Origin of the sequence: Demequina subtropica (genome assembly GCF_000971235.1) — a bacterium.
Taxonomy (GTDB): domain Bacteria; phylum Actinomycetota; class Actinomycetes; order Actinomycetales; family Demequinaceae; genus Demequina; species Demequina subtropica.
The window spans coordinates 206105-231378 of sequence record NZ_BBMB01000002.1 but is presented as its reverse complement, the minus strand read 5'-3'; the positions used below and the strand labels follow the sequence as shown (position 1 = coordinate 231378).

Below are 25274 nucleotides of genomic sequence, written 5' to 3'. Positions count from 1 at the left end.
TGGTGGTGCGAGCGGCCTGCCGCGGCGGCGACGGGGGGACGACGCGTGCGCATCGTCCCCCCGTCGCTCCCGGTGCGTGGAGCAGGCGTGCGCCTACTCGGTCACCTCGGTGATGTTGCCGTCCTGGTCGATCTGCCAGGTCTGGCCGGTCGCGGCCGAGTCGGCCTCGATCACGAACTTGTCGCCGTCGTTGATGGTGACGGTGCCGGTGACGCGGTCGGCCGCGTCGGTCGCCACGAAGGGCATGACCATGAGGCCGTACTTCACGGTCGGCGCGTCGACGTCGCTGGCGAGCATGACCTGCGCCCAGGCGTCGTCCTCGAGCGCGTCGAGCACGGCCTGACGCGCGGTCTGGAGGTCCTCGGCGACGTCCACGGTGGTGGTCTCCTCCACGGCGGCATCGCCGGACGCGGCGGCGTCACCCGAGTCGCTCGAGCACCCGGCGAGCCCGAAGGCTCCGGTGGCGGCGAGGAGGATCGCGAGGCCGGTGGCCTGAACCTTCTTGTTCATTCTGTTGCTCCTTACTGGTGTCGAGCCGCGGAACCTTCCCGCGGTCGGGTCGCCCACCGTAACCCGGGTCACGCGCCTGCGTGACAGGACCTCTGGGGGCGGGATGTGGCCGACGGCGCTGCCGCCGGCCACATCCCAGGTACTGCTGGACTACTTAGGAGATGGCTCCGGAGTAGTTGAGGCCGAAGCCGTAGTCGTACGCGTTGCCGTTGGCGTCCGTGTACGGGGTCATGTCCTTCGCGACGTCCTCGAACTGCGCCTCGACCGTGTCCATGTCGGCCGGGAACTGGATCGGCAGACGGCCCGAGGGCTCGAAGTTGCCGACCGCCACGTCCATGAGGGCCTGGTCCGAGGTGCCGAAGCTCACGAGGATCGCGTCGGACGCGGCCTCGAACTCGGCGGGGATCGTCGGGTTGACGGCCTTGAGAGCCGTCACCACGGGGATGTCCTTGCCGCTGGCCTCGACCGCGGCGACCGCACGCTCGAAGGCGTCGAGGTCGGCCGCGTTCGTGATGTACGCGGTGTTGCCGAAGTACGAGCGGTTCTCGACCGTGCCGTCCTCGAGGATGTTGCCACCGATCGAGACCTTGCGGACGTTGTCGCCGTCGGCCACGTACTCGCCGTACTGCAGCGTGATCGGCGTCCACGTGCGGGTGCCGTCCTCCGCGATCGTCAGGCCGGCGTTGGTGAAGGTGCCGCCCGAGTTCGGGGAGTCCATGCCCACGAGCACGATGTCGACGTCGGACATGTCAGGAGCGGTGTAGCTCTTGACAGTGGTGCCGTCCTCCTCGTACTCGACCGTGTCGGTCACGACGTTGCCGAAGTACTGCGCGGCGACGTCGAGGTCCATGGTCGGGCCCTCGGTGTAGGCAGCCGGGCCGAACATGCCGGCGATGCCGATGTCGTACGACTGCGGGATGTAGACGGTCTTGTCGGACCAGTCCGTGCCGTCGCCGATCACGCCGTTGTTCTTCAGCATGACGATCGACGCGAGCTGCGCGTTGTAGCCGGCCTCGACCTTGTCGTCCGAGGCGAGGACCGTCGCGGACTCCTCCGGGTCGAGCATGGCCGACTCGTAGAGGCCCGCCTGGAAGGACATGTTGAGGATGCGGGTGCCCGACAGCTGGAAGCGGGTGTCCGCGTCCATGTCGAGCTCGCCTGCCTCGAACAGCTCCTGCCACAGCTCGGCGCCCTCGAGGATGAAGGTCGCGTCGTTGACGCCACCGAACATGTCGTGGCCAGTGAGCAGCACCTCGACGTAGCGCTCGGCCGGGGTGAGCTCCTCGGCGCCCCAGGCCATGCCGAAGAACGCGCCCTCGTCCTGAGCGCCGCTCATGACGCCCCAGTCGGTGACGACGACGCCCTCGTACGAGAGGTCGTCGCGCAGGATCTCCATGCGGCCGCTGTCGTAGGCGGTGCCGGTGCGGTCCTCGAAGAGCGGGTTGCCGTCGGCGTCGAGCGCGATCGAGTAGGCGGTCATGACGGCCGCCGAGTCGAGCGCGGCCTCGAAGACCGAGACGTGCTCCATGAGGTTGTCGCCCGGGTAGACGCCGTACTTGCCGGACTCGGTGTGCGCCTCGCGGCCACCCTCGCCCGGACCGTCGCCGGCCCAGTGCTTGATCATGCCGTTGACGGACTCGGAGCCCCACTCGTCGGTGCCCTCGGAGCCCTGGAAGCCGTCGATGTAGGCGGCGGTGAGCTCGCCTGCCTGCTCGGCGTCCTCACCGAAGGTGCCGCCCACGCGGCTCCAACGGGGCTCGGTCGCGAGGTCGACCTGCGGGGACAGCGCGGTGGCGATGCCCAGCGCGCGGTACTCCGCGGACGCCATCTCGGCGAACTGCTTGGTCCACGAGGCGTCGAACGTCGCGGCGAGGCCCAGGTTCGAGGGCCAGCGCGAGATGTCCGCACCGTCGGCGTTGTAGCCGCCGGAGCCGGCGGTCGAGCGCGGGTCGGACGCGAAGTTGACGGGGACGTAGATCCCGCTGTCGGCGGCGAGCGTCTCGACGTACGCCTGCATCTCGTTGACCCACGGCACCGTCGTGTCGGCGTCCGAGCCGGCAGCGTTGAGCACGGCGCGGAGGTTCGAGCCCTCGAGGTACTCCTTCTGCGCGTCGGTCAGGCCGTCGGCAGGCGAGCGCTCGTGCGAGCTGAAGAGCATGAGACCGGCGATCTGCTCGATCGTCATCTGGGAGGCGAGGTCCGCCGCGCGCTCGGTCGAGTCGACGCGCCAGTCCTCCCACGTGTCCAGCGTGCCGTTCCCGTTCATGTCCTTGAACGCGTAGGTGGCGCCGTCGATCTCCTCGTCGATGAGGGTCACGCCGCTGTCGACGCCGTAGGTGAGGTCGGGACCGTCGCCGGGGTTGTCGACCTTGACGAACGTCGTCGTGCCGTCGGTGACCTCGGTGGTCGTGTACTTGCCGGTCGCCGCCTCAGCGGTCGGGCTGGCGTCGTCGTTGGACGAGCTTCCCGTGCATCCGGCGAGCGTGATCGCGATACCCAGGCCCGCGAACGCCGCGACACCCTTGATCTGCGTGGGCCTCATGCGTGTGCCCCCTTCGTCATCGTTGACTCCATCGGTTTCTCCTCATCGGCCGGCGGCGCCGGTCGACTGCCGCGCCTTGCGCGGTGGTGCTGTGCGCCCTCGACCGCCGCATGAGCCGTCTCGGGTGCTGAACGTGAGTCAATCAGCGGGGCCGAGCGGGCCGGCACTGGCCTGCATAACCTGTCGGTTGGCGTGCACAACCTGTGAAGGAACGGGCGTTCCGTGACCTTTCCGTTACCGCCGCGTGGCGGCGGCGAGGCTCGGCGCGGCAGCGCCCGAGCCTCAGGATCCTGCCTGGCATGCGGCGCGCGAGGGCCAAGCCGGGCGCGCCCGCGCCCGCGGGGGCGTCAGCCTCGGCGCACCCGCACGTCGCCCGCGAGGACGATGCGCTCGTCGCCCGACGCGGTGCGCACCACGAGCGCGCCCTCCGGGGTCAGAGCCGTGGCGCGGCCCGCGACCGGCACCCCGCCCGGGACGTCGACGGCGACGTCCCATCCCAGGGTGGCGGTGACGCGCTCGACGTCGGCGCGGGGATGCGCTCCGGCGTCCCACATCGCGACGGCGCCGTTGAGCTCGGCCGCGAGCGCGCGCATGAGCGCCACCCGGTCGAGCGCGGTCGCGCCGAGCGTCGCGAGCGAGGCGGCGTGCGGCACGGGGAGCTCCCCCGGCGCCTGGGAGACGTTGATCCCGATCCCCGCGACGATCGCATCGTCCGCCGTGGTCTCGCACAGGATGCCGACGGCCTTGCGCCAGCGTCCCCAGCCGGGGATCTCTCGCGCACCGGACTCGACCACCACATCGTTGGGCCACTTGAGCCACGCGCCCACGCCCAGGCCGCGCAGCGCGCGGACCGCCGCGAGGCCCACGACCAGGGGCGCCCACCCGAAGTCCTCCCGCGGGATGTGGCGAGGGCGCAGCACGAACGACACGGTGAGCGCCGCACCCTGCGGCGTCACCCAGGCGCGACCCGCGCGCCCGCGCCCCGCGGTCTGGTGGTCGGCCACGAGCGCGGACATGTGCGGCCAGTCCTCGGGAGCGCGGGTGGCGGCCTCGAGCACGCGCGAGCTGGTGGACGGCGAGGCGGGCACCACGACCAGGCGCGACAGCGTGCCGGGGACCAGCGACGCGAGGGCGCCCTCGGTGAGGGGGCGGCGCGACGCGGCGACCGCATCGGCTCCGGGGGTGCTCACCGGGCTAGGCTAGCGGCCAGTCCTACCCCCAAGGAGAACAGTGTCACCGATGAGGCCCGGCAAGACGACCGCGTCCGCGCTCGCGGACCTGCGCAAGAAGGTCGACGCCGCCGTCACCGCTCCCGAGGCCACGGCGCAGGAGAAGCAGCACGCGCGCGGGAAGAAGACCGCCCGCGAGCGCATCGAGCTGCTGCTCGACGAGGGCTCGTTCACCGAGCTCGACCGCCTCTCGCGGCACCGCAGCCGCAACTTCGGGCTCGACCGGAACCGTCCCTACGGCGACGGCGTGGTGACCGGCTACGGCACCATCGACGGCCGCCAGGTCGCGGTCTACTCGCAGGACTTCACGGTCTTCGGGGGCTCGCTGGGCGAGGTCCACGGCCAGAAGATCGCCAAGATCCAGGACTTCGCGCTGCGCACCGGCGTGCCGCTCATCGGCATCTCGGACGGTGGCGGCGCGCGCATCCAGGAGGGCGTCGCGGCGCTCACCCAGTTCGCGGAGATCTTCCGTCGCAACGTCGCCGCGTCGGGCGTGATCCCGCAGATCTCGATCATCCTCGGCCCCTCCGCGGGCGGCGCGGTGTACTCCCCCGCCCTGACCGACTTCATCGTCATGGCCGACGGCACGTCGCAGATGTTCATCACCGGGCCCGACGTCATCAAGTCGGTGACCGGCGAGAGCGTGACGTTCGAGGACCTGGGCGGCGGCCAGGCGCACAACGTCAAGTCCGGCGTCGCGCACTACCTCGCCCAGGACGAGGACGATGCGATCGAGTACGTGCAGCACCTGCTCCAGTTCCTGCCGCAGAACAACCTCACCGACGCGCCGTCGTGGGAGTCGGAGGCCGACCTCGAGCCGACGGACGAGGACCTCGCGCTCGACAGCCTGGTCCCCGACAGCGACAACCAGCCGTACGACATGAACACGCTCATCGAGGCGATCGTCGACGACGGCGAGTTCCTCGAGATCCAGCCGCTGTTCGCACCCAACGTCGTGGTCGGCTTCGGCCACGTCGAGGGCCACTCGGTGGGCATCGTCGCCAACCAGCCGATGCAGATGGCCGGCACGCTCGACATCAACGCCTCGGAGAAGGCCGCGCGCTTCGTGCGCACGTGCGACGCCTTCAACATCCCGATCATCACCCTGGTCGACGTCCCCGGGTTCCTGCCCGGCGTGAGCCAGGAGCACCAGGGCATCATCCGCCGCGGCGCGAAGCTCATCTACGCGTACGCCGAGGCGACGGTGCCGCTCGTCACGGTCATCACGCGCAAGGCCTACGGCGGCGCCTACATCGTCATGGCCTCCAAGCAGCTCGGCGCCGACGTCAACCTCGCGTGGCCCACCGCGCAGATCGCGGTCATGGGCGCGGGCGGGGCGGTCAACATCCTCCACCGCCGCACGCTCGCGGACGTCGAGGCCAAGGGCGGCGATGTCGAGGGCGAGCGCCAGGCGCTCGTCGACGACTACGAGGACCGCATCGTCAACCCGTACGACGCCGCCGACCGCGGCTACGTCGACGCGGTGGTCGAGCCGTCCGAGACGCGTGCCCAGATCGTCAAGGCGCTGCGCGCGCTGCGCACCAAGCGCGCCGCGCTGCCCCCCAAGAAGCACGGGAACATCCCGCTGTGACGGTGGACGATGCGGGGGCGGGCCAGGCCGCGGGGCTGAGGGTGCTGCGAGGCACGCCCGACGAGGCCGAGCTGGCCGCGCTCGTCGCGGCTGCCGCCGCGATGGCCTCGAGCGCCGCGGATGCGGAGGACCCGGCGAGCCCCCGCTCGGCGTGGATGGACCGCTCGCGCACGCTGCGCGGGCACCACGGCCCGCTCCCCCTCGGCCGCGGCGACGGCGCGTGGCGCCACTCGCTGCGCTGACATGGCCCGCACCCGGATCGATGCGCGGCATCGGTGGAAGATCGCGGCGCTCGTCGCGATCCCGAGCCTGCTCGCCCTTCCCTGGGTGCTCGTGACCGCGGAGACGTCGGCGGCCGTGCGCCCGGCCGCCGCGGAGGGCTTCGCGCACGCGGACGCGGCGCTCGTGCTCGGGGCGCGGGTGTACGCCGACGGCTCGCCGTCGCCCTACCTGCTCGACCGCGTGACCGTCGGAGTCGAGCTCTACCAGGCGGGGCTGGTCGACGGCCTGCTCATGAGCGGGGACGGCGACGACTCGTCGGGCCATGGCGAGACCGCGGTCATGCGCGCGCTCGCCGAGTCCATGGGCGTGCCCTCCGAGGCGATCGTCGAGGATCCGCTAGGGCTCGACACGTACTCGTCCTGCTTGCGTGCGCGCGACGCGTTCGACGTCGGCTCCGTGATCGTCGCGACGCAGCAGTTCCATCAGGCCCGCGCCGTGTGGCTGTGCGAGCAGGCGGGCCTCGACGCGCAGGGCGCCTATCCCGCTCCGACGCCGACGCGCCACACTCTCATGGGGCACGTCCGCGAGGTCCCCGCGATCGCGAAGTCGATGCTGGACCTGGCGCGCGGCCGGGTGCCCCAGGGGTGAGCGCATCGTGACCCGTCTGCTCCCCCTCGCCGCCGCGGGCCTCGCCGCCCTCGCCGGACCTCAGCTGTTCGCGCGCGCCTCCGCGGCGGGCGCGATGCACCCCGTCGCGTCGCCGCGGTTCCGCGCCGCCGATGCCGCGCTCGTGCTCGGGGCGCGCGTGTTCCCGGACGGGCGGCCCTCGCGCGCGCTGCGCCAGCGCGTGGAGACCGGCGCCGCGCTCTTCCACCGCGGCGTGGTGCCGCGCCTGGTGCTCACGGGTGCCGCCGACAACCGCGAGGGGCTCGACGAGACCGAGGCGATGGAGCGCACCGCGCTCGGGCTCGGGGTGCCCGCCGAGGCGATCGTCCGAGACGGCTCGGGACACGACACCCGTGCCTCGGCACGGAACGCGCGCGACGCGCTGGGGCTCGCCAGCGTGATCGTGTGCACCCAGGAGTTTCACGTGCCGCGCGCCATGTGGCTGTGCCGCAGCGTGGGCCTCGGCGCTCAGGGCGCGTTCCCGCCGGTGCTCGCGCACCGCGACACCGCGCTCGGCTACGCGCGCGAGCTGCCCGCGACGTGGAAGGCGGCGCTCGAGATCGCGCGCGACAGCGTGGCACCGGGCGATGCGCCTCGCTGAGCACCCCACGCCGGAGAGATCCGGGACCTAGGGACTTAGGGAAGCCTCACCTTGCGGAATTAGCATCGAGGTGTGCTGCTCACCATGCTCGAGCCCGGGGCCGTCGCCCGCATCCGCGCGATCAGCGCGGACGCCGCCGTGGCGCTGCGCCTGCGCGAGATGGGCCTGCGCCCGGGCACCCGCGTCCGGTTGGCCGGACGCGGCGCGGCGGGCGCCAGGGTGGTCGCCATCGGCGCGACCCGCATCGCGATCGACCGCGGCACGTCCGGGCTGATCGAGGTGGAGCCCGCATGAGCGCCGCCGTCGACACCGCGACCGTCCTCCTGGTCGGCAACCCCAACGTCGGCAAGTCGACGCTGTTCAACCACGTCACGGGCGCGCGGCAACGGGTGGTGAACGCGCCCGGCACCACGGTGGCGCTCACCGAGGGGACGTGGCGCGTGGACGGCGTCGACGTCACGCTCGTCGACCTGCCCGGCACCTACTCGCTGATCGCACGCTCGCCCGACGAGCAGGTCGCCGCCGACGCGGTGACACAGCCGGGCCAGGACCTCGCCGTGGTCGCGCTCGACGCCACCGCGCTCAGCCGCTCGCTCTACCTCCTGGGCCAGGTCGCACGGGCCGGACGGCCCATCGTGGCCTCGCTCACCATGACCGACCTCGCCCGGGCGCGCGGGCTCGGCCCGGACACCGCCGCGCTCGCCGCCGCGCTCGGCGTGCCCGTGGTCGAGGTCGACGGGCGCACGGGCGCCGGCACGCGCGCGCTGGCCGACGCGATCGCCGCGGCGCTGAGGACTCATCCGCGGGTCGCCGGGATCGTGCCGCGCGCCGCCGATCACGAGCTGGGAGACGAGCTCACCCACGCCCAGGAGCTCTTCGACTGGATCGAGGGGATCGCCGACGCCGCGCTTCCCGTCGCCGAGGTCCGGGAGTCGTGGTCCGACCGCGTCGACAAGGTCCTGCTCAACCCGTGGGCGGGGATCCCGGCGTTCCTCGCCGTCATCTGGGCCGTCTTCCAGCTCACCACCGCCGTCGCGGCCCCGCTCATGGACGGCGCGGCCGCCCTCGTCGACGGCCCCGTGACCACCGCGACCACGTGGCTGCTGAGCGCGCTTCATGCGCCGGCGTGGCTCGAGTCGTTCGCCGTCGGCGGGATCGTCGCCGGAGTCGGCGCCGTGGCCTCGTTCATCCCGCTCATGGCCATCATGTTCGCGTCGGTCACCGTGCTCGAGTCGAGCGGCTACCTCGCGCGCGTCGCGGTGGTCGCCGACCGGGCGATGCGCGCGGCCGGTCTCGACGGCCGCGCCATGCTCCCGCTCATCGTCGGGTTCGGCTGCAACGTGCCGGCGCTGTCCGCCACCGCCGTGCTTCCCCACGCGCGACAGCGGCTGCTCACCGGCCTCATGGTGCCGCTCACCAGCTGCACCGCGCGGCTCACCGTCTACCTCCTGCTCGCGGAGACGTTCTTCCCGCGGCACGCCGGCACCGTGGTGTTCGCCATGTACGTCGTGTCGATCGCGCTCGTGGTGCTGTTCGGGCTGGCAGCACGGCGCACCGTGCTGCGCGACGCGCGTCCCGAGCCGCTCATCATCGTGCTTCCCGACTACCAGCGCCCGCACCTGCGCACCCTCGGGCTGGGCGTGTGGGCCCGCACCGTGTCGTTCGTGCGCAAGGCCGGCAGCGTCATCATGGTCGCGATCGCGGTGCTGTGGGTCCTCCAGGCGATCCCGGTGCGCGGCGGGCACGACCTCGCTGACGTGCCGATCGAGGACTCCGCCTACGGCGCGACGGCGATGGCGGTCGCGCCCGTGCTCGCGCCGCTGGGGCTCGACGACTGGCACATCGCGGCATCGCTGGTCTCCGGTGTGGCGGCCAAGGAGGTGACCGTCGGCGCTCTCGCGCAGTCGTATGCGCTCGAGGACCCGGGCACGGGTTCCGCGCCGGCGCTCGAGGACCAGGTCCGCGCCACGGTCGAGGCCTCTTCGGGCGGCGAGGCAGGCGCCGCGGGTCTCGCGTTCATGGTCTTCGTCCTCGCCTACCTGCCCTGCATGGCGACGCTCGCGGAGCAGCGACGGCTCTACGGCTGGCGCTGGACGGCCGGTGCGGCCGCGGCTCAGCTCACGATGGCGTACGTCCTCGCCACCGCGGTGTTCCAGGTGGGGAGGCTCGTGTGAGCGGCGTGCTGGGCGCGGTCATGGAGCGCCTCGCGGCAGGCGAGACGCCGCGGGCCGCAGCGCGCGCCCTGCGCATCCCCGTCGACCTCGCCGAGGCGGCGGCAGCCGAGGGCGAGCGCCTCGGCATCGTCATCCGCGCCGGAGCGGCGTGCGGCACCTGCGCGCCGGGCCGTTCGGTCGCGTGCGCGGGCTGCCCGTTCGCCCGCTGAGCGCCGCTCAGACGGTGGCGCGGGATGCCGCGAGGCCCGCGGTCATCGTCTCGAGCGCGCCGCGGATCTGCGCGAGCTGCGCGTCGTCGAGCGCGGCGAGCTGCGCACGGCGCTGCACACGCGCGGTGCCCACGACCTCCTGGGCGAGCTCGCGGCCCTCGGCGGTCAGCGACAGACGCCGGATACGGCGGTCGTCGGGGTCCTCGTGCCGGTTGAAGATCCCGCGCTGGACCATGCGCTGGACGATGCCCGTCGCGACGGAGGGGTGGACGCCCACCGCGTCCGCGAGGTCCGTCGTGGTGCACCCGTCCTCGGCGTAGAGGATCACGAGCGCGCGGAACTGGTGGAGCGTGAGGCCCATGTGGGACACGGTCTCGGCGAGCGAGGGCACGGATTTGCGCAGGAACACGACCAGCGCCTCACACGCCTCTTCAAGAAGCTCGTCGCGATCGCTCATCGTGCACCCCCAGACGCCGCATCCCCTCGGCGATTCTCACTATAGACGGGCTGGCCAGGCAGTTTGCGCGGCCGTTGTCGAACACACGCCTATTTCACACGTATCAATGATATGCGGAGCGAGGAGGATTCTGCCGGGCGGCGCGCGGATGCGACCTCAGCCGTCACGGCCGTCGACCCGCGCCGCGCCGTCCGCGACGATGGTCGCGAGGATCTCGCGCAGCTGCCCGATCTGCGCGTCGCTCAGCGCGGCGAGATGCGCCACGAAGCCGCGCTCCGCCTCCCGGGTCACCTCGTCGACGAGCGCGACTCCCGAGGCCGTGAGGGAGAGCAGGCGCACCCGTGCATCGTCCGGGGAGGCGCCGCGCTCGATCCAGCCGCGGTCCACCAGGCGCTGGACCACCCCGCTCGCGATGTTGGGCTTGACGCCGAGCACCTCGGCCGCCTCCGCGGTGGGCACGCCGGACGAGCCGTGGAGGAACACCAGCAGGTGGAACTGGACCGGCGTGAGCGCCTCCGCGACGAGCGTGCGCGAGTGGTCGCGCATCGACCGCCGCACGAGGCGGTGCTGGAGCTCGAGGATCTCGGCGATCACGTCGTCCCGTGCCATCACGCCTCCTCGACCCTCGCGACATTAGTTCGCATGAGGCGAACTTGATAGTTCGCCGCACTTGAAATACCTTAGCCGATGTCCCATCGCCGGGACGTCCCCCTCCCCCTTCCTCCCAGGAGACCTCTGTGGCCAAGCCATCCCCCGCGTCGGCGTCGAGCCTCGACGACGCACTCGCCGAGGGCATCTCGGAGTCGACCTACCGCCGTCGGTGGGCGATCCTCGCGACGCTCTGCTTCGCGCTCATGACCGCGATGATCGCGAACATGAGCCTCAACCTCGCGCTGCCGGACCTTGCGGTCGAGTTCGAGCTCACGCAGCTGCAGATGACCTGGGTGGTCGAGGCCTTCGCGCTCGTCTTCGCCTCGCTGCTGTTCGTCGCCGCCGCCATCGCCGACCGCTACGGCCGCAAGCGCGTGATGATGATCGGCCTCGCGATCTTCATCGCGTCCTCGGCCTACGCGCCGTTCTTTGCTCAGACCGGCGGCGAGCTCATCGCGTCGCGAGCGATCATGGGCATCGGCGGGGCGCTCGTGATGCCCACCACGCTGTCGCTCGTCAACGTCGTCTTCCCCTCGAAGGAGCGACCCAAGGCGATCGCCATCTGGTCGGCGGTGGCCGGCGTCGGCATGATGTTCGGCTCCGTGCTCACGGGCGTGCTGCTGCACTTCTTCGACTGGCATGCCGCGTTCCTGCTCGGCGCCGTCTTCGGCCTCGTCGCGCTGCCCGTGACCGCCCGCATCGTCCCCGAATCGGTCGACGAGAAGCGCACGCCGGTCGACTGGCTGGGCGGCGCGCTGATCACGGCCGCCCTCGCCGGCATCGTCTACACGATCATGGAGGTCCCCTCGCACGGGTGGGAGGACGCGCTCACCATCGTCGCCGCGGTCACGGCCGTGGTCTCGCTCGCGCTGTTCGTCCTCTGGGAGCTCCGTGTGCCGCACCCGATGATCGACCTCGGCCTGTTCCGGCGCTCGCGCTTCTCGCTGTCCGTCGTCTCCGTCACGCTCACCTTCTTCGCGATGATGGGCGCGTTCTTCGGGATGACCCAGATCTTCCAGCTGGTGATGGGCTACGACGCGATCACGACGTCGGTGGCGTTCATCCCGTCGATGCTGCCGATGATGGTGGTCGGCCCGCTGGTACCCAAGCTGGTCGAGAAGGTCGGCACGCGCTGGACCGTGGTGCCGGGCCTCGTCATCATTGCGGGCGGCTTCCTGCTCATGACCACGTGGCCCACCGTGCCGTCCTACTGGGACTTCCTCATCGCGATGAGCACGGTCACGCTCGGCATGGCGCTCGTGATGACCCCCGCGACCAACATGCTGATGTCCTCGGTGCCGCGCAACCGCTCCGGCATGGGCTCCGCGATGAACGACACGACCCGCGAGCTGGGCGCCTCGCTCGGCATCGCGGTCCTCGGGTCGATGATCGCCAACGCGTACACGTCGAACATCGCGCCCATCGCGGAGCAGCTGCCCGCCGAGGTCGCGAAGGTCGTCGAGGACTCCCTCGCCGGCGCGATGGCCGCGACCGCGGAGATGGGCGACGCGGGTGCGCAGATCGCGCAGGCCGCCCAGGCCGCGTTCATGGACGCGAACCAGCACTCGATGCTCATCTCCGCGATCATCGCGGGCGTCACGGCCCTCATCATGCTCGTGGCGCTGCCGCGCGGCGAGAAGTCGCTGAGCGCGGAGCCCACCGAGGATGCCGACGAGGCCCTGGAGCCCGCGTCGGCGTAGCCCCCCCCCCCCCCGCTCCCTGGCGGGACATGAGGGCGGGATCCACCGCGGATCCGGCACTCATGTCCCGCCAGGGTGGGCAGCAACTACGCTCGACCGCATGCCCTTCCCCCTGCTGCTCGCCTCGCAGTCCCCCGCGCGCCTGTCCACCCTCCGCTCCGCCGGAGTCGAGCCCGACGTCATCGTGAGCGACGTCGATGAGGACGCTGCGCTCGACGCGGCGCGCGCCTCCGCGGCGGCCGCCGGCGAGACCCTCTCCCCGGCCGATGCGGTCCTCGCGCTCGCCCGCGCGAAGGCCGAGCACGTGGCCGCCGAGTACGAGACCGGGTCGATCGTGCTCGGCTGCGACTCGATGCTCGAGCTCGACGGGGAGATCCTCGGCAAGCCCGCGGACGCGCCGACCGCGGTCGAGCGCTGGCGCGCGATGCGCGGCCGCACCGGCGTGCTCCACACCGGCCACTGGCTCGTCGACGACCGCGAGGACGGCACCGGTGGCACGCTCGGCGCCACCTCCTCCACGGTGGTGCGCTTCGCGGACCTCACCGATGCGGAGATCGACGCCTACGTCGCGACCGGCGAACCCCTCAAGGTCGCGGGCGCCTTCACCGTCGACGGCCTCGGCGGCCCCTACGTCGAGGCCATCGAGGGCGACTACCACGGCGTCGTGGGCGTGAGCCTGCCCCTGCTGCGCCACCTCCTGGCCGAGCTCGGGGTCGCGTTCCACGAGCTTCGCGACTGACCCGACACCTCCCGGGGTTTGTAGGCGTGACACAACCTACGGGGCCGTAGGGCCGCATCGTTCCGCGAGTCGTTGTGGGGATCCCACAAACGGCGGGGCGTGCGCTTAGAGCCGTGCACAGACTTAGGTCCCGGTGCCGCCGCGTGCACGGGAGCGCAAGGAACCCCGCGCTACGGTTTCGGGGTGACAGCCTTCTCCTCCGTGCTCATCGCGAACCGCGGCGAGATCGCCGTCCGCATCATCCGCGCGTGTGCGGACGCCGGACTGCGATCGATCGCCGTCTACGCTGACCCCGACCGCACCGCGCCTCACGTGTCGCTCGCGGACGAGGCCTACGCGCTGGGCGGCTCGACCGCGCGCGAGACGTACCTCGACATCGCGAAGATCGTCGACGCCGCGCGCCGCTCCGGCGCCGAGGCGATCCACCCCGGCTACGGCTTCCTCGCCGAGAACTCCGACTTCGCCCGCGCCGTGATCGCTGCGGGCCTCACCTGGATCGGCCCCTCCCCCGACGCGATCGACGGGCTCGGCGACAAGGTCAGCGCGCGCCACATCGCTCAGCGCGCCGGCGCGCCGCTGGTGCCGGGCACGCCGGATCCCGTCGAGACGGCCGACGAGGTGGTCGCGTTCGCGCAGGAGCACGGGCTCCCGGTCGCGATCAAGGCGGCCTTCGGCGGCGGAGGCCGCGGGCTCAAGGTCGCCCGCACGCTCGAGGAGATCCCCGAGCTCTTCGACTCGGCCACCCGCGAGGCCGTCGCGGCCTTCGGGCGCGGCGAGTGCTTCGTCGAGCGCTTCCTCGACAGGCCGCGGCACGTCGAGACGCAGTGCCTGGCCGACGCGCACGGGAACGTGCGCGTGGTGTCCACGCGCGACTGCTCGCTCCAGCGCCGGCACCAGAAGCTGGTCGAGGAGGCCCCCGCGCCGTTCCTCACCGACGAGCAGAACGCGCGCCTCGTCGAGGCCTCCGAGGCAATCCTCAAGGAGGCCGGGTACCAGGGCGCCGGCACGTGCGAGTTCCTGGTCGGCATCGACGGCACCATCAGCTTCCTCGAGGTCAACACGCGCCTCCAGGTCGAGCACCCCGTGACCGAGGAGGTCACCGGCGTGGACCTGGTGCTCGAGCAGTTCCGCATCGCAGCCGGCGGCTCCATCGCTGACCTCCACCCGGTCACGCGCGGCCACTCGCTCGAGTTCCGCATCAACGGCGAGGACCCCTTCGCGGGCTTCATGCCGGCCCCGGGCCGCATCTCGACCCTGCGCTTCCCCTCCGGCCCCGGCGTGCGCATCGACGCCGGCGTCGTCGAGGGCGACACGGTCTCCGGCAACTTCGACTCGATGATCGCCAAGGTGATCGTCACCGGCGCCACGCGCGACCAGGCGCTCGCGCGCGCCCGCCGGGCACTCGCCGAGATGGCCGTCGAGGGCATCCCGACCGTGCTCCCGTTCCACCGCGCCGTCCTCGACGCGCCGGCCTATGCGGCCACCGAGGGCTTCGGTGTCTACACCACGTGGATCGAGTCCGAGTTCGCGTCGACCCTCGCGACGCTCGCTCCCCCCGCCGCTTCGCCCTCCTCGCCCGCGGACGACGACGAGCCCGAGGCCACGGAGCGCGTGGTGGTCGAGGTCGGCGGCAAGCGGCTCGAGGTGGTGCTCCCGGCGAACCTCGCCCGCGCGGGACGTGCGAGCGCGCGCGCCGCGGGACGACGGCCGATGCGCCGCACGGGCAACGGCGGCGCTCGCGGCTCGAGCAACGGCACCACGCTGAGCTCACCCATGCAGGGCACCATCGTCAAGGTCGCCGTCGAGGACGGCGCCGAGGTGGCCGAGGGCGACCTCGTGGTGGTCCTCGAGGCGATGAAGATGGAGCAGCCGCTGACGGCGCACCGGGCGGGCATCGTCCGCTCGCTCGCGGCGACCGTGGGCGGAGGCGTCTCGGCGGGCACCGCGATCTGCGACATCGTCGACGCCGAGTCCTGACCGCGCCCTTTCTTTTTTCGCGCCAGACCCACGGCGCATCGCGCTCCTGACCAGGGGCTTCGCGGCGACACCCGCCATTTACGCAACTGCGCTGTTCCGTATATTTGACACTGCTGCCGCAGGGACCTTAGTCTCACGTCAGCACGGGTAAGGGCCGCCTTACCGTCCCCGACCGGAAGGCGCGTCCATGCTCGCCAACTACCTCATCGGCCTGCGCGAGGGCCTCGAGGCGGCGCTCGTCGTCAGCATCCTCGTCGCGTACCTGGTCCGCACCGACCGTCGCGCGCTGCTGCGCCAGGTGTGGTTCGGCGTCGGGATCGCCGCGGGCGTCTCGATCGGGCTCGGCGCGATCCTCACGCTCGGCCCCCAGGGTCTCAGCTTCGAGGCGCAGGAGGCGATCGGCGGTGCGCTCAGCATCGTCGCCGTCGGCCTCATCACGTGGATGATCTTCTGGATGGGCCGCAACGCGCGCCACCTCAAGGGGCACCTCGAGGGTGCTCTCGAGAACGCGATCGCGGTGGGCAAGGGCGCCATCGTCGCGATGGCCCTGCTCGCCGTGGGCCGCGAGGGCCTCGAGACCGCGCTGTTCCTGTGGGCCGGCATCACCTCGGCGGGGTCGACCTGGGTCCCCATCGTCGGAGCGACGCTCGGCATCGCGACCGCGGTCGGCCTGGGCGTGCTCATGTACCGGGGCGCCGTCAAGCTCAACCTCCGCGTGTTCTTCCAGTGGACCGGGGTGTTCCTGGTCCTCGTCGCGGGCGGCGTGCTCGCCTACGGCGTCCACGACCTCCAGGAGGCCGGCATCCTGCCGGGCCTGCACACCCTGGCCTTCGACATCTCCGGCGCGGTGCCCGCCGGATCGGTGCACGGCACGCTGCTCAAGGGCATCTTCAACATCTCGCCGCAGACGACGGTCCTCGAGGCCGTCGCGTGGATCGCCTACGTGGTGCCGGTGATGTGGCTGTTCGTGCGCATGGCGTTCCGCTCCGGCCCGCCGCGCCCCCAGCCGGCCCGCGCATCGTCCCGCGACCTTGCGGCCGCCGGCGCCTGACAGACGTCCCAGCTCCACCCTTTCCCCGACCCGACGAAGGATCATCCATGCCCCGCCCTGCCCTCGCACGCCCTCTTGCCGCCTCCGGCGCCGTCCTCACGGCGCTCGCGCTGACCGCGTGCGTCCCGAACGCCTCCGCCGATGACGAGGCGATCGCGGTCGAGTCCACCGCCGACGAGTGCAACGTCGCCTCGACCGAGGTGCCCTCCGGCACCGTCGTGTTCGACGTGACGAACTCGGGCGACGACGTCACCGAGTTCTACCTGCTCGCCTCGGACGGCCTCCGCATCATCTCCGAGGTCGAGAACGTGGGCCCCGGCATCACGCGCCAGCTGGTGGTCCAGGTGGCCGCGGGCGACTACATCACGCAGTGCAAGCCCGGCATGACGGGCGAGGGCATCCAGGCCGCGTTCACCGTCACCGACTCGGGCGAGGACGTCTTCTCGGGCGACAACGCCGAGCGCCTCGCGGCGGCCGGCGACCAGTACCTGCTCTACGTGCGCGACCAGATCCAGACGCTCGAGGACAAGACCGACGCGTTCCTCGCGGCGTACACCGCGGGCGACGACGACGAGGCGCGCGCGCTCTACGCCGACGCCCGCGTCCACTGGGAGCGCATCGAGCCCGTCGCCGAGTCCTTCGGCGACCTCGACCCGATGATGGACGCCCGCGAGGCGGACCTCGCCGAGGGCGAGTCCTGGACCGGGTGGCACCGCATCGAGAAGAACCTGTGGCCGCCGGCCGAGGGGTACGACCTCACCGACGCCGAGAAGCAGGAGCTCGCGGAGAAGCTCGCCGCGGACACCGCCGAGCTCGCGTCGCGCGTGAACGCCGAGGACTTCGCGATCGACGCGTTCCAGGTGGGCAACGGCGCGAAGGAGCTGCTCGACGAGGTCGCCGCCGGCAAGATCACCGGCGAGGAGGAGATCTGGTCGCACACCGACCTGTGGGACTTCCAGGCCAACGTCGACGGCGCCTCGGTCGCGTTCGGCGTGCTGCGCGACATCGTCGCCGAGACGGACGCGGACCTGGTCGAGGAGCTCGACTCGCGCTTCGCCGAGCTGAACGAGCTGCTCGCGCAGTACGGCAGCATCGAGGAGGGCTTCGTGCTCTACACCGAGCTGACCGAGGACCAGATCGTCGAGCTCGCGCGTGCCGTCGACGCGCTCGGCGAGCCGCTGTCGCGCCTCACCGCAGCGGCCATCGCCTAAGGTTCACCGCATGACGCAGGACCGCACGGACGCCCCCGCCGCCTCGACCGAGGCGAGCGGGGGCGCTCCCGCGTCCCCCGCATCGTCCCAGGACGATGCGCAGGCGCGGCCCGGCCTCTCGCGTCGCGCGGCGCTCGGGACAGCGGGCGCGGTCGCCGGCGCCGCGGCGCTGACCGCGGGCGGCTTCGCCGCGGGCCGCGCCACCGCATCGTCCCTGCAGACGAGCGCCTACGACTTCTTTGGGTCGCACCAGTCGGGCATCGTGACCCCGCAGCAGGACCGGCTGCACTTCGCGGCCTTCGACATCACCACCGACTCGCGCGCCCGCGTGATCTCGCTGCTGCGGCGCTGGTCGGAGGCGGCCGCGCGGCTCATGACGGGCTCCGAGCTCGGCTCGGGCGCCGCCGGCGGCGCGTACGCGGCCCCGCCGGACGACACGGGCGAGGCCCTCGGGCTGCCCGCCTCGGGTCTCACCATCACGTTCGGCTTCGGACCCGGCCTGTTCGACGAGCGCTTCGGGCTCGCCTCGAAGCGTCCCGAGCAGCTCATCGACCTGCCCAAGTTCTCCGGCGACACCCTCGACGATCAGTTCGTGGGAGGCGACCTCTGCATCCAGGCCTGCGCCGACGACCCCCAGGTGGCGGTCCACGCGATCCGCAACCTGTCCCGCCTCGCGTTCGGCGACGCCGCGATCCGCTGGGCGCAGCTGGGCTTCGGCCGCACATCCTCGACCACGCGCGCGCAGGACACGCCGCGCAACTTCATGGGCTTCAAGGACGGCACCGCCAACCTCCGGGCCGAGGACACCGACCTGGTCGACCGGTGGGTGTGGGCCGATGCGGCCGACGGGCAGCCGTGGATGGCCGGGGGCTCGTACCTGGTCGCGCGGCGCATCCGCATCCTCGCCGAGATCTGGGACCGCACCTCGCTCCAGCAGCAGGAGCAGGACGTGGGCCGCACCAAGGGCTCGGGCGCCCCCCTGTCCGGCGGCTCCGAGTTCACGGAGCCCGACTTCACCGTGACCGGCCGCGACGGCGAGCCGCTCATCCGGCCCACGTCGCACGTCGCCCTCGCGCACCCGTCGGCCAACGGCGGCGCCATGATGCTGCGTCGCGGCTACAACTTCACCGACGGCGCGGACGCCTTGGGGCGCCTCGACGCGGGCCTGTTCTTCCTCGCGTACGTGCGCGACCCGCGCGAGCAGTTCGTACCGGTGCAGAACGCCTTGTCGAGCTCCGACGTCATGACCATCGAGTACCTCCGCACCACCGGCTCCGCGCTGTTCGCGGTGCCGCCGGGACTGCCCGCGGGCTCCGTGCTCGGTTCCGAGGGCGCCTACGTGGGCCAGGAGCTCTTCACCTAGCCCCCCCTCCGACACTCCCAACGGATCGAGTCCCAGGTCGGCGGCGTGTCGCGGCGCGACAGGTGCCGTCCGGCGGCGTGTCGCGCCGAGATCCGTTGGCACTGTCGGGCGTTGTCCACAGGTTCGTCGACCCCCGTTGAGCCCCTCCACCACCCCGGGTTAGCGTCGCCGCAACGGATCATCCAGGGGGGATCATGTGGCTTCTACCTCGTCTTTCGTGCGCCTTGGTGGCGCTCATCGCGCTCGTGGCAGGGGGCGGCGAGCTCGCGCCAGCGGCCGCCGTCGATGGCCACGGGCACCGTCCAGCGGCGCATGCGCCCACGCCTCGCGACCGGTTCGCCGGCATGTCCGGCGAGGAGATCGTCGAGGAGGGCCTCGCCGATGAGGGCTTCGCGACGGAGGCGGTCGAGATCGGGCTCGACGGCATCGAGATCGTCGCCGAGTCCGAAGGCGACGGCGACTTCACGATGCGGCTCGACCTGGCATCCGGGTCGAGCCGCGGGACGCTCACGGTGTCCGACACCGGTGACGGCGGCAGCCCCGCCGTGGACGTCTACGCGGTCGAGATCGAGGAGTCGACCGAGGAGCGAGCCGTGTTCGACCTCACGGACCTCGAGACGGGCGAGGTGCTCCACTACGACTCGGCTGCCGCGAGCCCGTCGATCGCGTTCGCGATCCCGATCGCGTTCGCAGCGGTCTCGCTCGGCACGGCCCTGTACTACCTGGCGGTCGGTGCCGCCATCGTCATCTCGGGGGTGCTGGCGCTCGAGACGGCCAAGGCGGTGTCGAAGATCCTCGAGGAGAACGCCCAGCGGTCGAGCACGCAGCGTCGCTACTACTACCCAGCCGTGCGCAAGAACGGCAAGGTGTACATCAGCGGGAGGTGTCTCACCACCTCGCAGGCGCTCGCACGGGGACGGAAGGGCTGGGACGTATGGGCGACGTCGAGGGGCTTCGCGCGGAGCCTCGCCCAGAAGCTGAACCCGTCGCGGAAGCCGATCCGACACCTCCCGCACAAGCCCACCTATCTCGAGCACTACCACCCGTTCCGACACTCGCCTGAGATGCACGCCTTCTACGGCTTGCCTTCGTGATGCCGGGCCGGGACAGTTCACGATCAGGAGGAGAGATGATTGAGAAGACGATCGGCGCTGCGGCAGCGGAGCACCGGGCGCTGCACGGCATCGCCTATGCACCGACGGTGGCCGAGGCATCGGCGTTGCTCGAGACCAAAGGCGCCCTGCGCTTCGACTTCGCCAAGCACTCGGGACGCCTGCGCGACGAATGGGTCGACCCCGAGCTGATCGTGGCGTGCTACACGCTCACCGATCGCGTGTTGCTGCGAGACTGCGCACGAGCAGAGGAGCTCGCGTTCGCCGCAGAGTCCGAGCTCGACGACTACGACCCTCTCGAGTACGGACCCGACATGGTGGAGGACACCGTGCTGGCTCACGAGCTCGAGTGCCTCGAGCGCATCATCGTCGCCCTCGAGCGCAAGCCCGACGACCCCGACACCGTCGGAGGCTTCCGCGTCTGGGGCTGCGGCCAGTGGCTTCGCGAGCTGCTGTGGGCGGCCACGGGCGTGGTGCCGCGGGAGCCTGGCTCTCCCACGCCGACGGGGACGCTCTATGAGCGTGCCTTCCAGGAGCTCGGCTTCGAGTCCTTCGAGGCGCGCCCCCTCGACTGGCCATGAGCACGCTGCACCGCGGACTCGCCACCACCGCCGCGGCGCTGCTGCTCGCCTCCTGCACCTCGGCACCGCCGAGCCCGACCCTGGTCGGCCTCGTCGACACGGGCGTGAGCGTCGACGCCCCGCAGCTCGACGGCTACGCGATCGAGCAGGAAGGCGGCCCACCCTCGGGTGAGCACGGCACGCTCGTGCTGTCGGTGCTGCTCGGCGCGGCGCACGACGATGCCCCGCTGCCGCCGGAAGACGTCCGCGTCGCCAGCTTCGACGTCGGTCCCGACGCGAGCGCCGACGACCTCGCCGAGGGGATCGAGGCGGCCCTCGACGCCGGCGTCGATGTCATCTCGATCAGCATGGGCTGCCGGCGCGGGAGCGCGGCGCTCGGGGCCGCGGTGGAACGTGCCGATGCGCTCGGAACGCCCATCGTCGCCGCCGCCGGCAACGTGCGCTTCCTGGCGCCCGACTACCCCGCGCGCTACGAGACCGTCGTCGCGGTCGGCGCGTTCGACGGGAGCGGCCGGCCGTGGGACGGGTCGCCATCGCTCGGGATCGACGCGACCGCGATCGGCGTGGACGTCGCCAGCGCCGACCGGGAGGGCGCGCCCCGCACGGTCACCGGCACGTCCTTCGCGGCCGCGCGCATCACCCGCGAGATGGTCGCGACGATGCGCGATGCAGCAGGCGCCTGACGCCCCTACCCCTCGGCCTCGATGCGGTGGAGGCGCCGCGCGGCCTCCGAGATGGTGCCGGACAGCGACGGGTAGACGGTGAAGGCCGCCGCGACGTCGTCGACCGTGAGGTGCTGGGCGACCGCGAGCGACAGCGGGTAGATGTGCTCGCTCGCCCGCGGTCCCACCACCACCGCGCCGAACACCTGCCCGGTGACCGTGTGGCCGAAGATCTTCACGAACCCCTCGTCGATCCCCAGCATCTTCGCGCGCGGGTTCCGCGCCAGATCAAGCCGCGAGACCTCGTAGAACAGGCCGCGCTCCTTGAGCTCGGCCTCGGATGCCCCGACGGACGCGATCTCGGGCACGGTGAACACGTTCGACGCGACCGTGCGGAGGTCGATCGGCGTGACAGCGTCGCCGAGCGCGTGCGCCATCGCGATGCGCCCCTGCGTCGCCGCGACGCTCGCGAGCGGCAGCACGCCGGTGCAGTCGCCGGCCGCGTACACGCCCCGCGCGGTGGTGCGGGAGACCCGGTCCACGCGGATGAGCCCGCGCTCGTCGAGCTCGACCCCGGCCTCCTCGAGCCCCATGCCGGAGGTGTTGGGCACGGACCCGACCGCCATGAGCGCATGGCTGCCCTCCAGCACCGTCCCGTCCTCGAGCGTGACCCGGACGCCCGCATCGTCCCGCGCCACGGTGGCCGCGCGGCCGCCGACGAGCGTCATGCCGCGCTCACGGAAGACGTCGGTGAGGTGCGCCGACGCGTCGGGGTCCTCGCGCGAGAGGACTCGGTCGCCCGAGGCGACCAGCGTGACGCGGCTGCCGAGCAGGTGGTAGGCGCCGGCGAACTCGGCGCCCGTGACGCCGGAGCCCACCACGATCAGGTGCTCGGGGAGCTCGGTGAGGTCGTAGAGCTGCGTCCAGGTGAGGATGCGCTCGCCGTCAGGCTCGCACCCGGGGACGATGCGCGGACGGGCACCGACGGCCAGCAGGACGGCGTCCGCCTCGAGGGCCGTGTCGTCGACCGCGACGCGGTGCGGCCCCTCGAGCCGTGCCGCACCCTCGATGACGCGCACCCCGGTGTGCTCGAGCCGTGCCGCGATGTCGCTCGACTGCTTTCGCACCAGGTCCTTGATGCGGGAGTTGACCTGGGCCATGTCGACCGTGAGCGACGATGCGAGGTCGGCGCCGTCGCTGCGACGGATGCCGAGCTCCGGCGCTCGGTGCGCGATGGTGAGCCACTCCGCTGTGGCGATGACGGTCTTGGAGGGGACGACGTCGGTGAGGACGGCGTTGCCGCCGAGGCCCTGACGCTCGACGAGCGTCACATCAGCCCCGGCCTTGGCGGCCACCAGGGCCGCCTCGTAGCCGCCCGGACCGCCGCCGACGATGACGACGCGTGAGGACATGCCCCCATCTCACCACACGCGGGACGATGCGCTGGGACCCGCATCGTTCCCGGTCCGCCCCGCCTCCGGGGCGCCACGCGACTAGGCTCGACGCATGACTTCTGCCACCCAGTTCGCCGCCGAGGCGGCCGCCACGCTCGCCACCGCCACCGGCGTCGAGAAGCACGACATCGCCCTGGTCCTGGGCTCCGGATGGGGCGGCGCTGCCGACCTCATCGGCGAGGAGGTGGCACGCATCGACGCCACCGACATCCCCGGCTTCGACGCGCACGTGGTGCCCGGCCACCACCCCGTGTTCCGCTCGCTCGTCGCCCCGACGGGCAAGCACGTCCTGGTGCTCGGCGCGCGACAGCACTACTACCAGGTGCGCGACGCCGGGAAGGTCGCGCACGCGATCCGCATGGCGTCCGCGGCCGGCTGCACGCAGCTGGTACTCACCAACGGCTGCGGCTCGACGCGACCCGAGGTGGGCCCCGGCTCGGTGGTGCTGCTCGAGGACCACATCAACCTCACGGGCCAGACCCCGCTCGAGGGTGCGACGTTCGTCGACATGAGCCAGGTGTACTCGCCCCGCCTGCGGGACCTCGCCCGGAGCATCGACCCGGAGCTCCCCGACGGGATCTACGCCCAGTTCACCGGCCCGCAGTACGAGACGCCCGCCGAGGTCCGCATGGCCGCGATCCTGGGCGCGAACCTCGTGGGCATGTCGACCGTGCTCGAGGCCATCGCCGCACGCGAGGCGGGGCTCGAGGTGCTGGGCCTGTCGCTCGTCACCAACCTCGCCGCGGGCATCGGCGGCGACACCCTCGACCACCAAGAGGTGCTCGACGCGGGCGCCGCCGCCGGGCCGCGCATCTCCGCGCTGCTCGCCTCGATCGTCAGGGAGATGTGATGGAGGACCTGCTCGCCAAGGCCGAGGCGTGGATCGAGGACGACCCTGACGCCGTCACCCGCGAGGAGCTCGCGGGCGTGCTCGAGGCCGCCGTCGGCGGCAGCGCCGAGGCCGTCGCGGATCTCGAGGACAGGTTCCGCGGCTTCCTCGAGTTCGGCACCGCCGGCCTGCGCGGACGCATCGGCGCCGGCCCGAACCGCATGAACCGCGCCGTGGTGATCCGCGCGGCCGCCGGGCTCGCGCGCTACATGACCGATGCGCTCGCGGAGCTGGGCGTCGACAGTCCCGGCCGCGTGGTGATCGGCTACGACGCGCGCCACGGCAGCCACGACTTCGCGCTCGACACGGCGGCCGTCATGACCGCCGCGGGCCACGAGGCGCTGCTGCTGCCCCGCACGCTCCCCACGCCCGTGCTCGCCTTCGCGACGCGACTGCTGGATGCGGACGCCGGCGTCATGGTGACCGCCTCGCACAACCCGCCTCAGGACAACGGCTACAAGGTCTACCTGGGCGGACGCATCGTCACCGACGAGGGTCAGGGCGCGCAGATCGTGCCGCCCTACGACGCGGAGATCGCGGCGCGCATCGCCGCCGTGCCCTCGGTGGAGTCGGTGCCTCGGGCCGCCGACGGCTGGCAGATGCTGGGCGAGGGCGTGGTCGACGACTACGTCGCCCGGGTGGTCGGGCTCGTCGGGCCTGCCGATCCTGTGGCGGGGCGCCGGGCGGCGACGCGCATCGTGCTCACCCCGCTGCACGGCGTCGGCGGCGACACCATGGAGCGCGTGCTGCGCGCCGCGGGCTTCGACCAGGTCCACACCGTGGTCGAGCAGGCCGAGCCCGACCCCGACTTCCCCACCGTCGACTTCCCCAACCCGGAGGAGAAGGGCGCGATCGACCTCGCGCTCGCCCTCGCGGAGAGCGTCGACGCCACCCTGGTGATCGCCAACGACCCGGACGCCGACCGCTGTGCGGTCGCGACCAAGGTCGACGGCCGGTGGACGATGCTCCACGGCGACGTGGTGGGCTCGCTGCTGGGCGAGCGCATCGCCTCGCGGACACCTGCGGGCTCGCACGTGCTCGCGAACTCGATCGTGTCCTCGCAGCAGCTCGGCGCCATCGCCGAGGCGCATGGGCTGGGCCACGCCAACACGCTGACCGGCTTCAAGTGGATCGGCCGCACCCCGCGCATGGTCTTCGGCTACGAGGAGGCGCTGGGGTACTGCGTCGCGCCCGACCTCGTGCGGGACAAGGACGGGATCTCGGCGGCGCTGCTCATGGCGGACTTCGTGTCGGACCTCCTCGCCGAGGGGCGCACGCTCGCCGATGCGATCGACGACCTCGCGCGGGCGTACGGCGTGTACCTGACGTCCCAGGTCTCGGCGCGCTACGCGGACCTCGCCGAGATCCCGGCGACCATGGCGCGCCTCATGGCCTCTCCCCCGGCGGCGCTCGCGGGCTCGCCCGTCGTCGCGACCGATGACATGTCGGCGGGTTTCCGTGGGCTGCCGGGCACCACCGGCCTGCACCTGGCGGCGGAGTCGGGCGCGCGCGTGATCGTGCGGCCCTCCGGCACCGAGCCGAAGGTCAAGGCCTACCTCGAGGTCGTGGTGCCGGTCGAGGGCGACGATGTCGCGGGCGCCAAGGCCGCGGCGGCGGAGACGATGGAGGCGCTGCGGGCCGATGTGACGACGGCGCTCGGGATCTGAGCGCGTCCGCCCCGCC

General features: G+C 72.2%; 24 protein-coding genes. 18 read left to right on the top strand and 6 right to left on the bottom strand.

What is annotated here, in order from left to right:
• Positions 1–93: 93 nt before the first annotated feature.
• From AOM06_RS02390 to AOM06_RS02380, 3 genes are all read right to left on the bottom strand, one after another.
• Positions 94–510, bottom strand: a complete 417-nt coding sequence (locus tag AOM06_RS02390) for a hypothetical protein (protein ID WP_062302139.1) — start codon at positions 508–510, stop codon at positions 94–96.
• A gap of 154 nt (positions 511–664) precedes the next feature.
• Positions 665–3052, bottom strand: coding sequence for a glycoside hydrolase family 3 N-terminal domain-containing protein (locus AOM06_RS02385; protein WP_062302137.1), 2388 nt, complete (start codon positions 3050–3052; stop codon positions 665–667).
• A 347-nt stretch (positions 3053–3399) separates the two neighbouring features.
• Positions 3400–4242 carry a biotin--[acetyl-CoA-carboxylase] ligase gene (locus AOM06_RS02380; protein WP_082105238.1) on the bottom strand — a complete coding sequence of 281 codons (843 nt, stop codon included), beginning with the start codon at positions 4240–4242 and terminating at the stop codon, positions 3400–3402.
• 49 nt (positions 4243–4291) lie between these two features.
• On the opposite strand from AOM06_RS02380, the gene AOM06_RS02375 reads away from it, so the two are divergent.
• From AOM06_RS02375 to AOM06_RS02345, 7 genes are all read left to right on the top strand, one after another.
• Entirely contained in the window at positions 4292–5872 is a 1581-nt protein-coding gene (locus AOM06_RS02375) for an acyl-CoA carboxylase subunit beta (RefSeq protein ID WP_062302134.1), read from the top strand.
• Positions 5869–6114: an acyl-CoA carboxylase epsilon subunit gene (locus AOM06_RS02370; RefSeq protein ID WP_228372819.1), complete on the top strand. Its 246-nt coding sequence runs from the start codon at positions 5869–5871 to the stop codon at positions 6112–6114. Before AOM06_RS02375 ends, AOM06_RS02370 begins: the two co-directional genes overlap by 4 nt.
• Before the next feature lies 1 nt (position 6115).
• A complete protein-coding gene (locus AOM06_RS02365) occupies positions 6116–6742 on the top strand; it encodes a SanA/YdcF family protein (RefSeq protein WP_062302132.1) in 627 nt (208 codons plus the stop codon).
• Positions 6743–6749: 7 nt separating this feature from the next.
• Positions 6750–7361, top strand: a complete 612-nt coding sequence (locus AOM06_RS02360) for a SanA/YdcF family protein (protein ID WP_062302129.1) — start codon at positions 6750–6752, stop codon at positions 7359–7361.
• 72 nt (positions 7362–7433) lie between these two features.
• Positions 7434–7655, top strand: coding sequence for a FeoA family protein (locus AOM06_RS02355; protein ID WP_062302127.1), 222 nt, complete (start codon positions 7434–7436; stop codon positions 7653–7655).
• On the top strand, positions 7652–9535 hold the full coding sequence (feoB, locus tag AOM06_RS02350; RefSeq protein WP_062302124.1) for a ferrous iron transporter B: 1884 nt from the start codon (positions 7652–7654) through the stop codon (positions 9533–9535). The genes AOM06_RS02355 and feoB overlap by 4 nt, the downstream gene beginning before the upstream one ends.
• Positions 9532–9744, top strand: a complete 213-nt coding sequence (locus tag AOM06_RS02345) for a hypothetical protein (RefSeq protein WP_062302120.1) — start codon at positions 9532–9534, stop codon at positions 9742–9744. Before feoB ends, AOM06_RS02345 begins: the two co-directional genes overlap by 4 nt.
• A gap of 7 nt (positions 9745–9751) precedes the next feature.
• Here the strand turns inward: AOM06_RS02345 and AOM06_RS02340 are convergent, their stop codons facing one another.
• On the bottom strand, positions 9752–10201 hold the full coding sequence (locus AOM06_RS02340) for a MarR family winged helix-turn-helix transcriptional regulator (RefSeq protein WP_062302116.1): 450 nt from the start codon (positions 10199–10201) through the stop codon (positions 9752–9754).
• 156 nt (positions 10202–10357) lie between these two features.
• Positions 10358–10810: a MarR family winged helix-turn-helix transcriptional regulator gene (locus AOM06_RS02335; RefSeq protein WP_062302113.1), complete on the bottom strand. Its 453-nt coding sequence runs from the start codon at positions 10808–10810 to the stop codon at positions 10358–10360.
• A gap of 128 nt (positions 10811–10938) precedes the next feature.
• Between AOM06_RS02335 and AOM06_RS02330 the strand changes: the two genes are divergently transcribed.
• The 9 genes from AOM06_RS02330 (at position 10939) to AOM06_RS02290 (ending at position 21269) form a co-directional block, all read left to right on the top strand.
• Complete coding sequence (locus AOM06_RS02330) at positions 10939–12552, top strand: MFS transporter (protein ID WP_062302110.1); 1614 nt, start codon at positions 10939–10941, stop codon at positions 12550–12552.
• A 100-nt stretch (positions 12553–12652) separates the two neighbouring features.
• Positions 12653–13291, top strand: a complete 639-nt coding sequence (locus tag AOM06_RS02325) for a Maf family protein (RefSeq protein ID WP_062302106.1) — start codon at positions 12653–12655, stop codon at positions 13289–13291.
• 183 nt (positions 13292–13474) lie between these two features.
• Complete coding sequence (locus AOM06_RS02320) at positions 13475–15268, top strand: acetyl/propionyl/methylcrotonyl-CoA carboxylase subunit alpha (protein WP_156163542.1); 1794 nt, start codon at positions 13475–13477, stop codon at positions 15266–15268.
• Between the two features lie 187 nt (positions 15269–15455).
• Positions 15456–16319: an iron uptake transporter permease EfeU gene (efeU, locus tag AOM06_RS02315; RefSeq protein WP_062302103.1), complete on the top strand. Its 864-nt coding sequence runs from the start codon at positions 15456–15458 to the stop codon at positions 16317–16319.
• Between the two features lie 47 nt (positions 16320–16366).
• The gene (gene efeO / locus AOM06_RS02310; RefSeq protein WP_062302100.1) at positions 16367–17530 is read left to right on the top strand and encodes an iron uptake system protein EfeO; all 1164 of its coding nucleotides are present in this window, start codon (positions 16367–16369) and stop codon (positions 17528–17530) included.
• A 10-nt stretch (positions 17531–17540) separates the two neighbouring features.
• Positions 17541–18893: an iron uptake transporter deferrochelatase/peroxidase subunit gene (gene efeB, locus AOM06_RS02305; protein ID WP_062302097.1), complete on the top strand. Its 1353-nt coding sequence runs from the start codon at positions 17541–17543 to the stop codon at positions 18891–18893.
• A 227-nt stretch (positions 18894–19120) separates the two neighbouring features.
• A complete protein-coding gene (locus AOM06_RS02300; RefSeq protein WP_062302093.1) occupies positions 19121–19987 on the top strand; it encodes a hypothetical protein in 867 nt (288 codons plus the stop codon).
• A 35-nt stretch (positions 19988–20022) separates the two neighbouring features.
• Entirely contained in the window at positions 20023–20586 is a 564-nt protein-coding gene (locus AOM06_RS02295) for a hypothetical protein (RefSeq protein WP_062302091.1), read from the top strand.
• A complete protein-coding gene (locus AOM06_RS02290; protein ID WP_062302087.1) occupies positions 20583–21269 on the top strand; it encodes a S8 family serine peptidase in 687 nt (228 codons plus the stop codon). The genes AOM06_RS02295 and AOM06_RS02290 overlap by 4 nt, the downstream gene beginning before the upstream one ends.
• 5 nt (positions 21270–21274) lie before the next feature.
• Here the strand turns inward: AOM06_RS02290 and AOM06_RS02285 are convergent, their stop codons facing one another.
• Positions 21275–22660 (bottom strand): NAD(P)H-quinone dehydrogenase, encoded by a 1386-nt coding sequence (locus tag AOM06_RS02285; protein WP_062302084.1) that lies wholly within the window; start codon positions 22658–22660, stop codon positions 21275–21277.
• A 94-nt stretch (positions 22661–22754) separates the two neighbouring features.
• Here AOM06_RS02285 and AOM06_RS02280 point away from each other — a divergent pair, with 94 nt between their 5' ends.
• Both AOM06_RS02280 and AOM06_RS02275 read left to right on the top strand, forming a co-directional pair.
• On the top strand, positions 22755–23552 hold the full coding sequence (locus AOM06_RS02280; protein WP_062302081.1) for a purine-nucleoside phosphorylase: 798 nt from the start codon (positions 22755–22757) through the stop codon (positions 23550–23552).
• Positions 23552–25258 carry a phospho-sugar mutase gene (locus AOM06_RS02275; RefSeq protein WP_062302078.1) on the top strand — a complete coding sequence of 569 codons (1707 nt, stop codon included), beginning with the start codon at positions 23552–23554 and terminating at the stop codon, positions 25256–25258. Before AOM06_RS02280 ends, AOM06_RS02275 begins: the two co-directional genes overlap by 1 nt.
• The last annotated feature ends 16 nt before the right edge of the window (positions 25259–25274 follow it).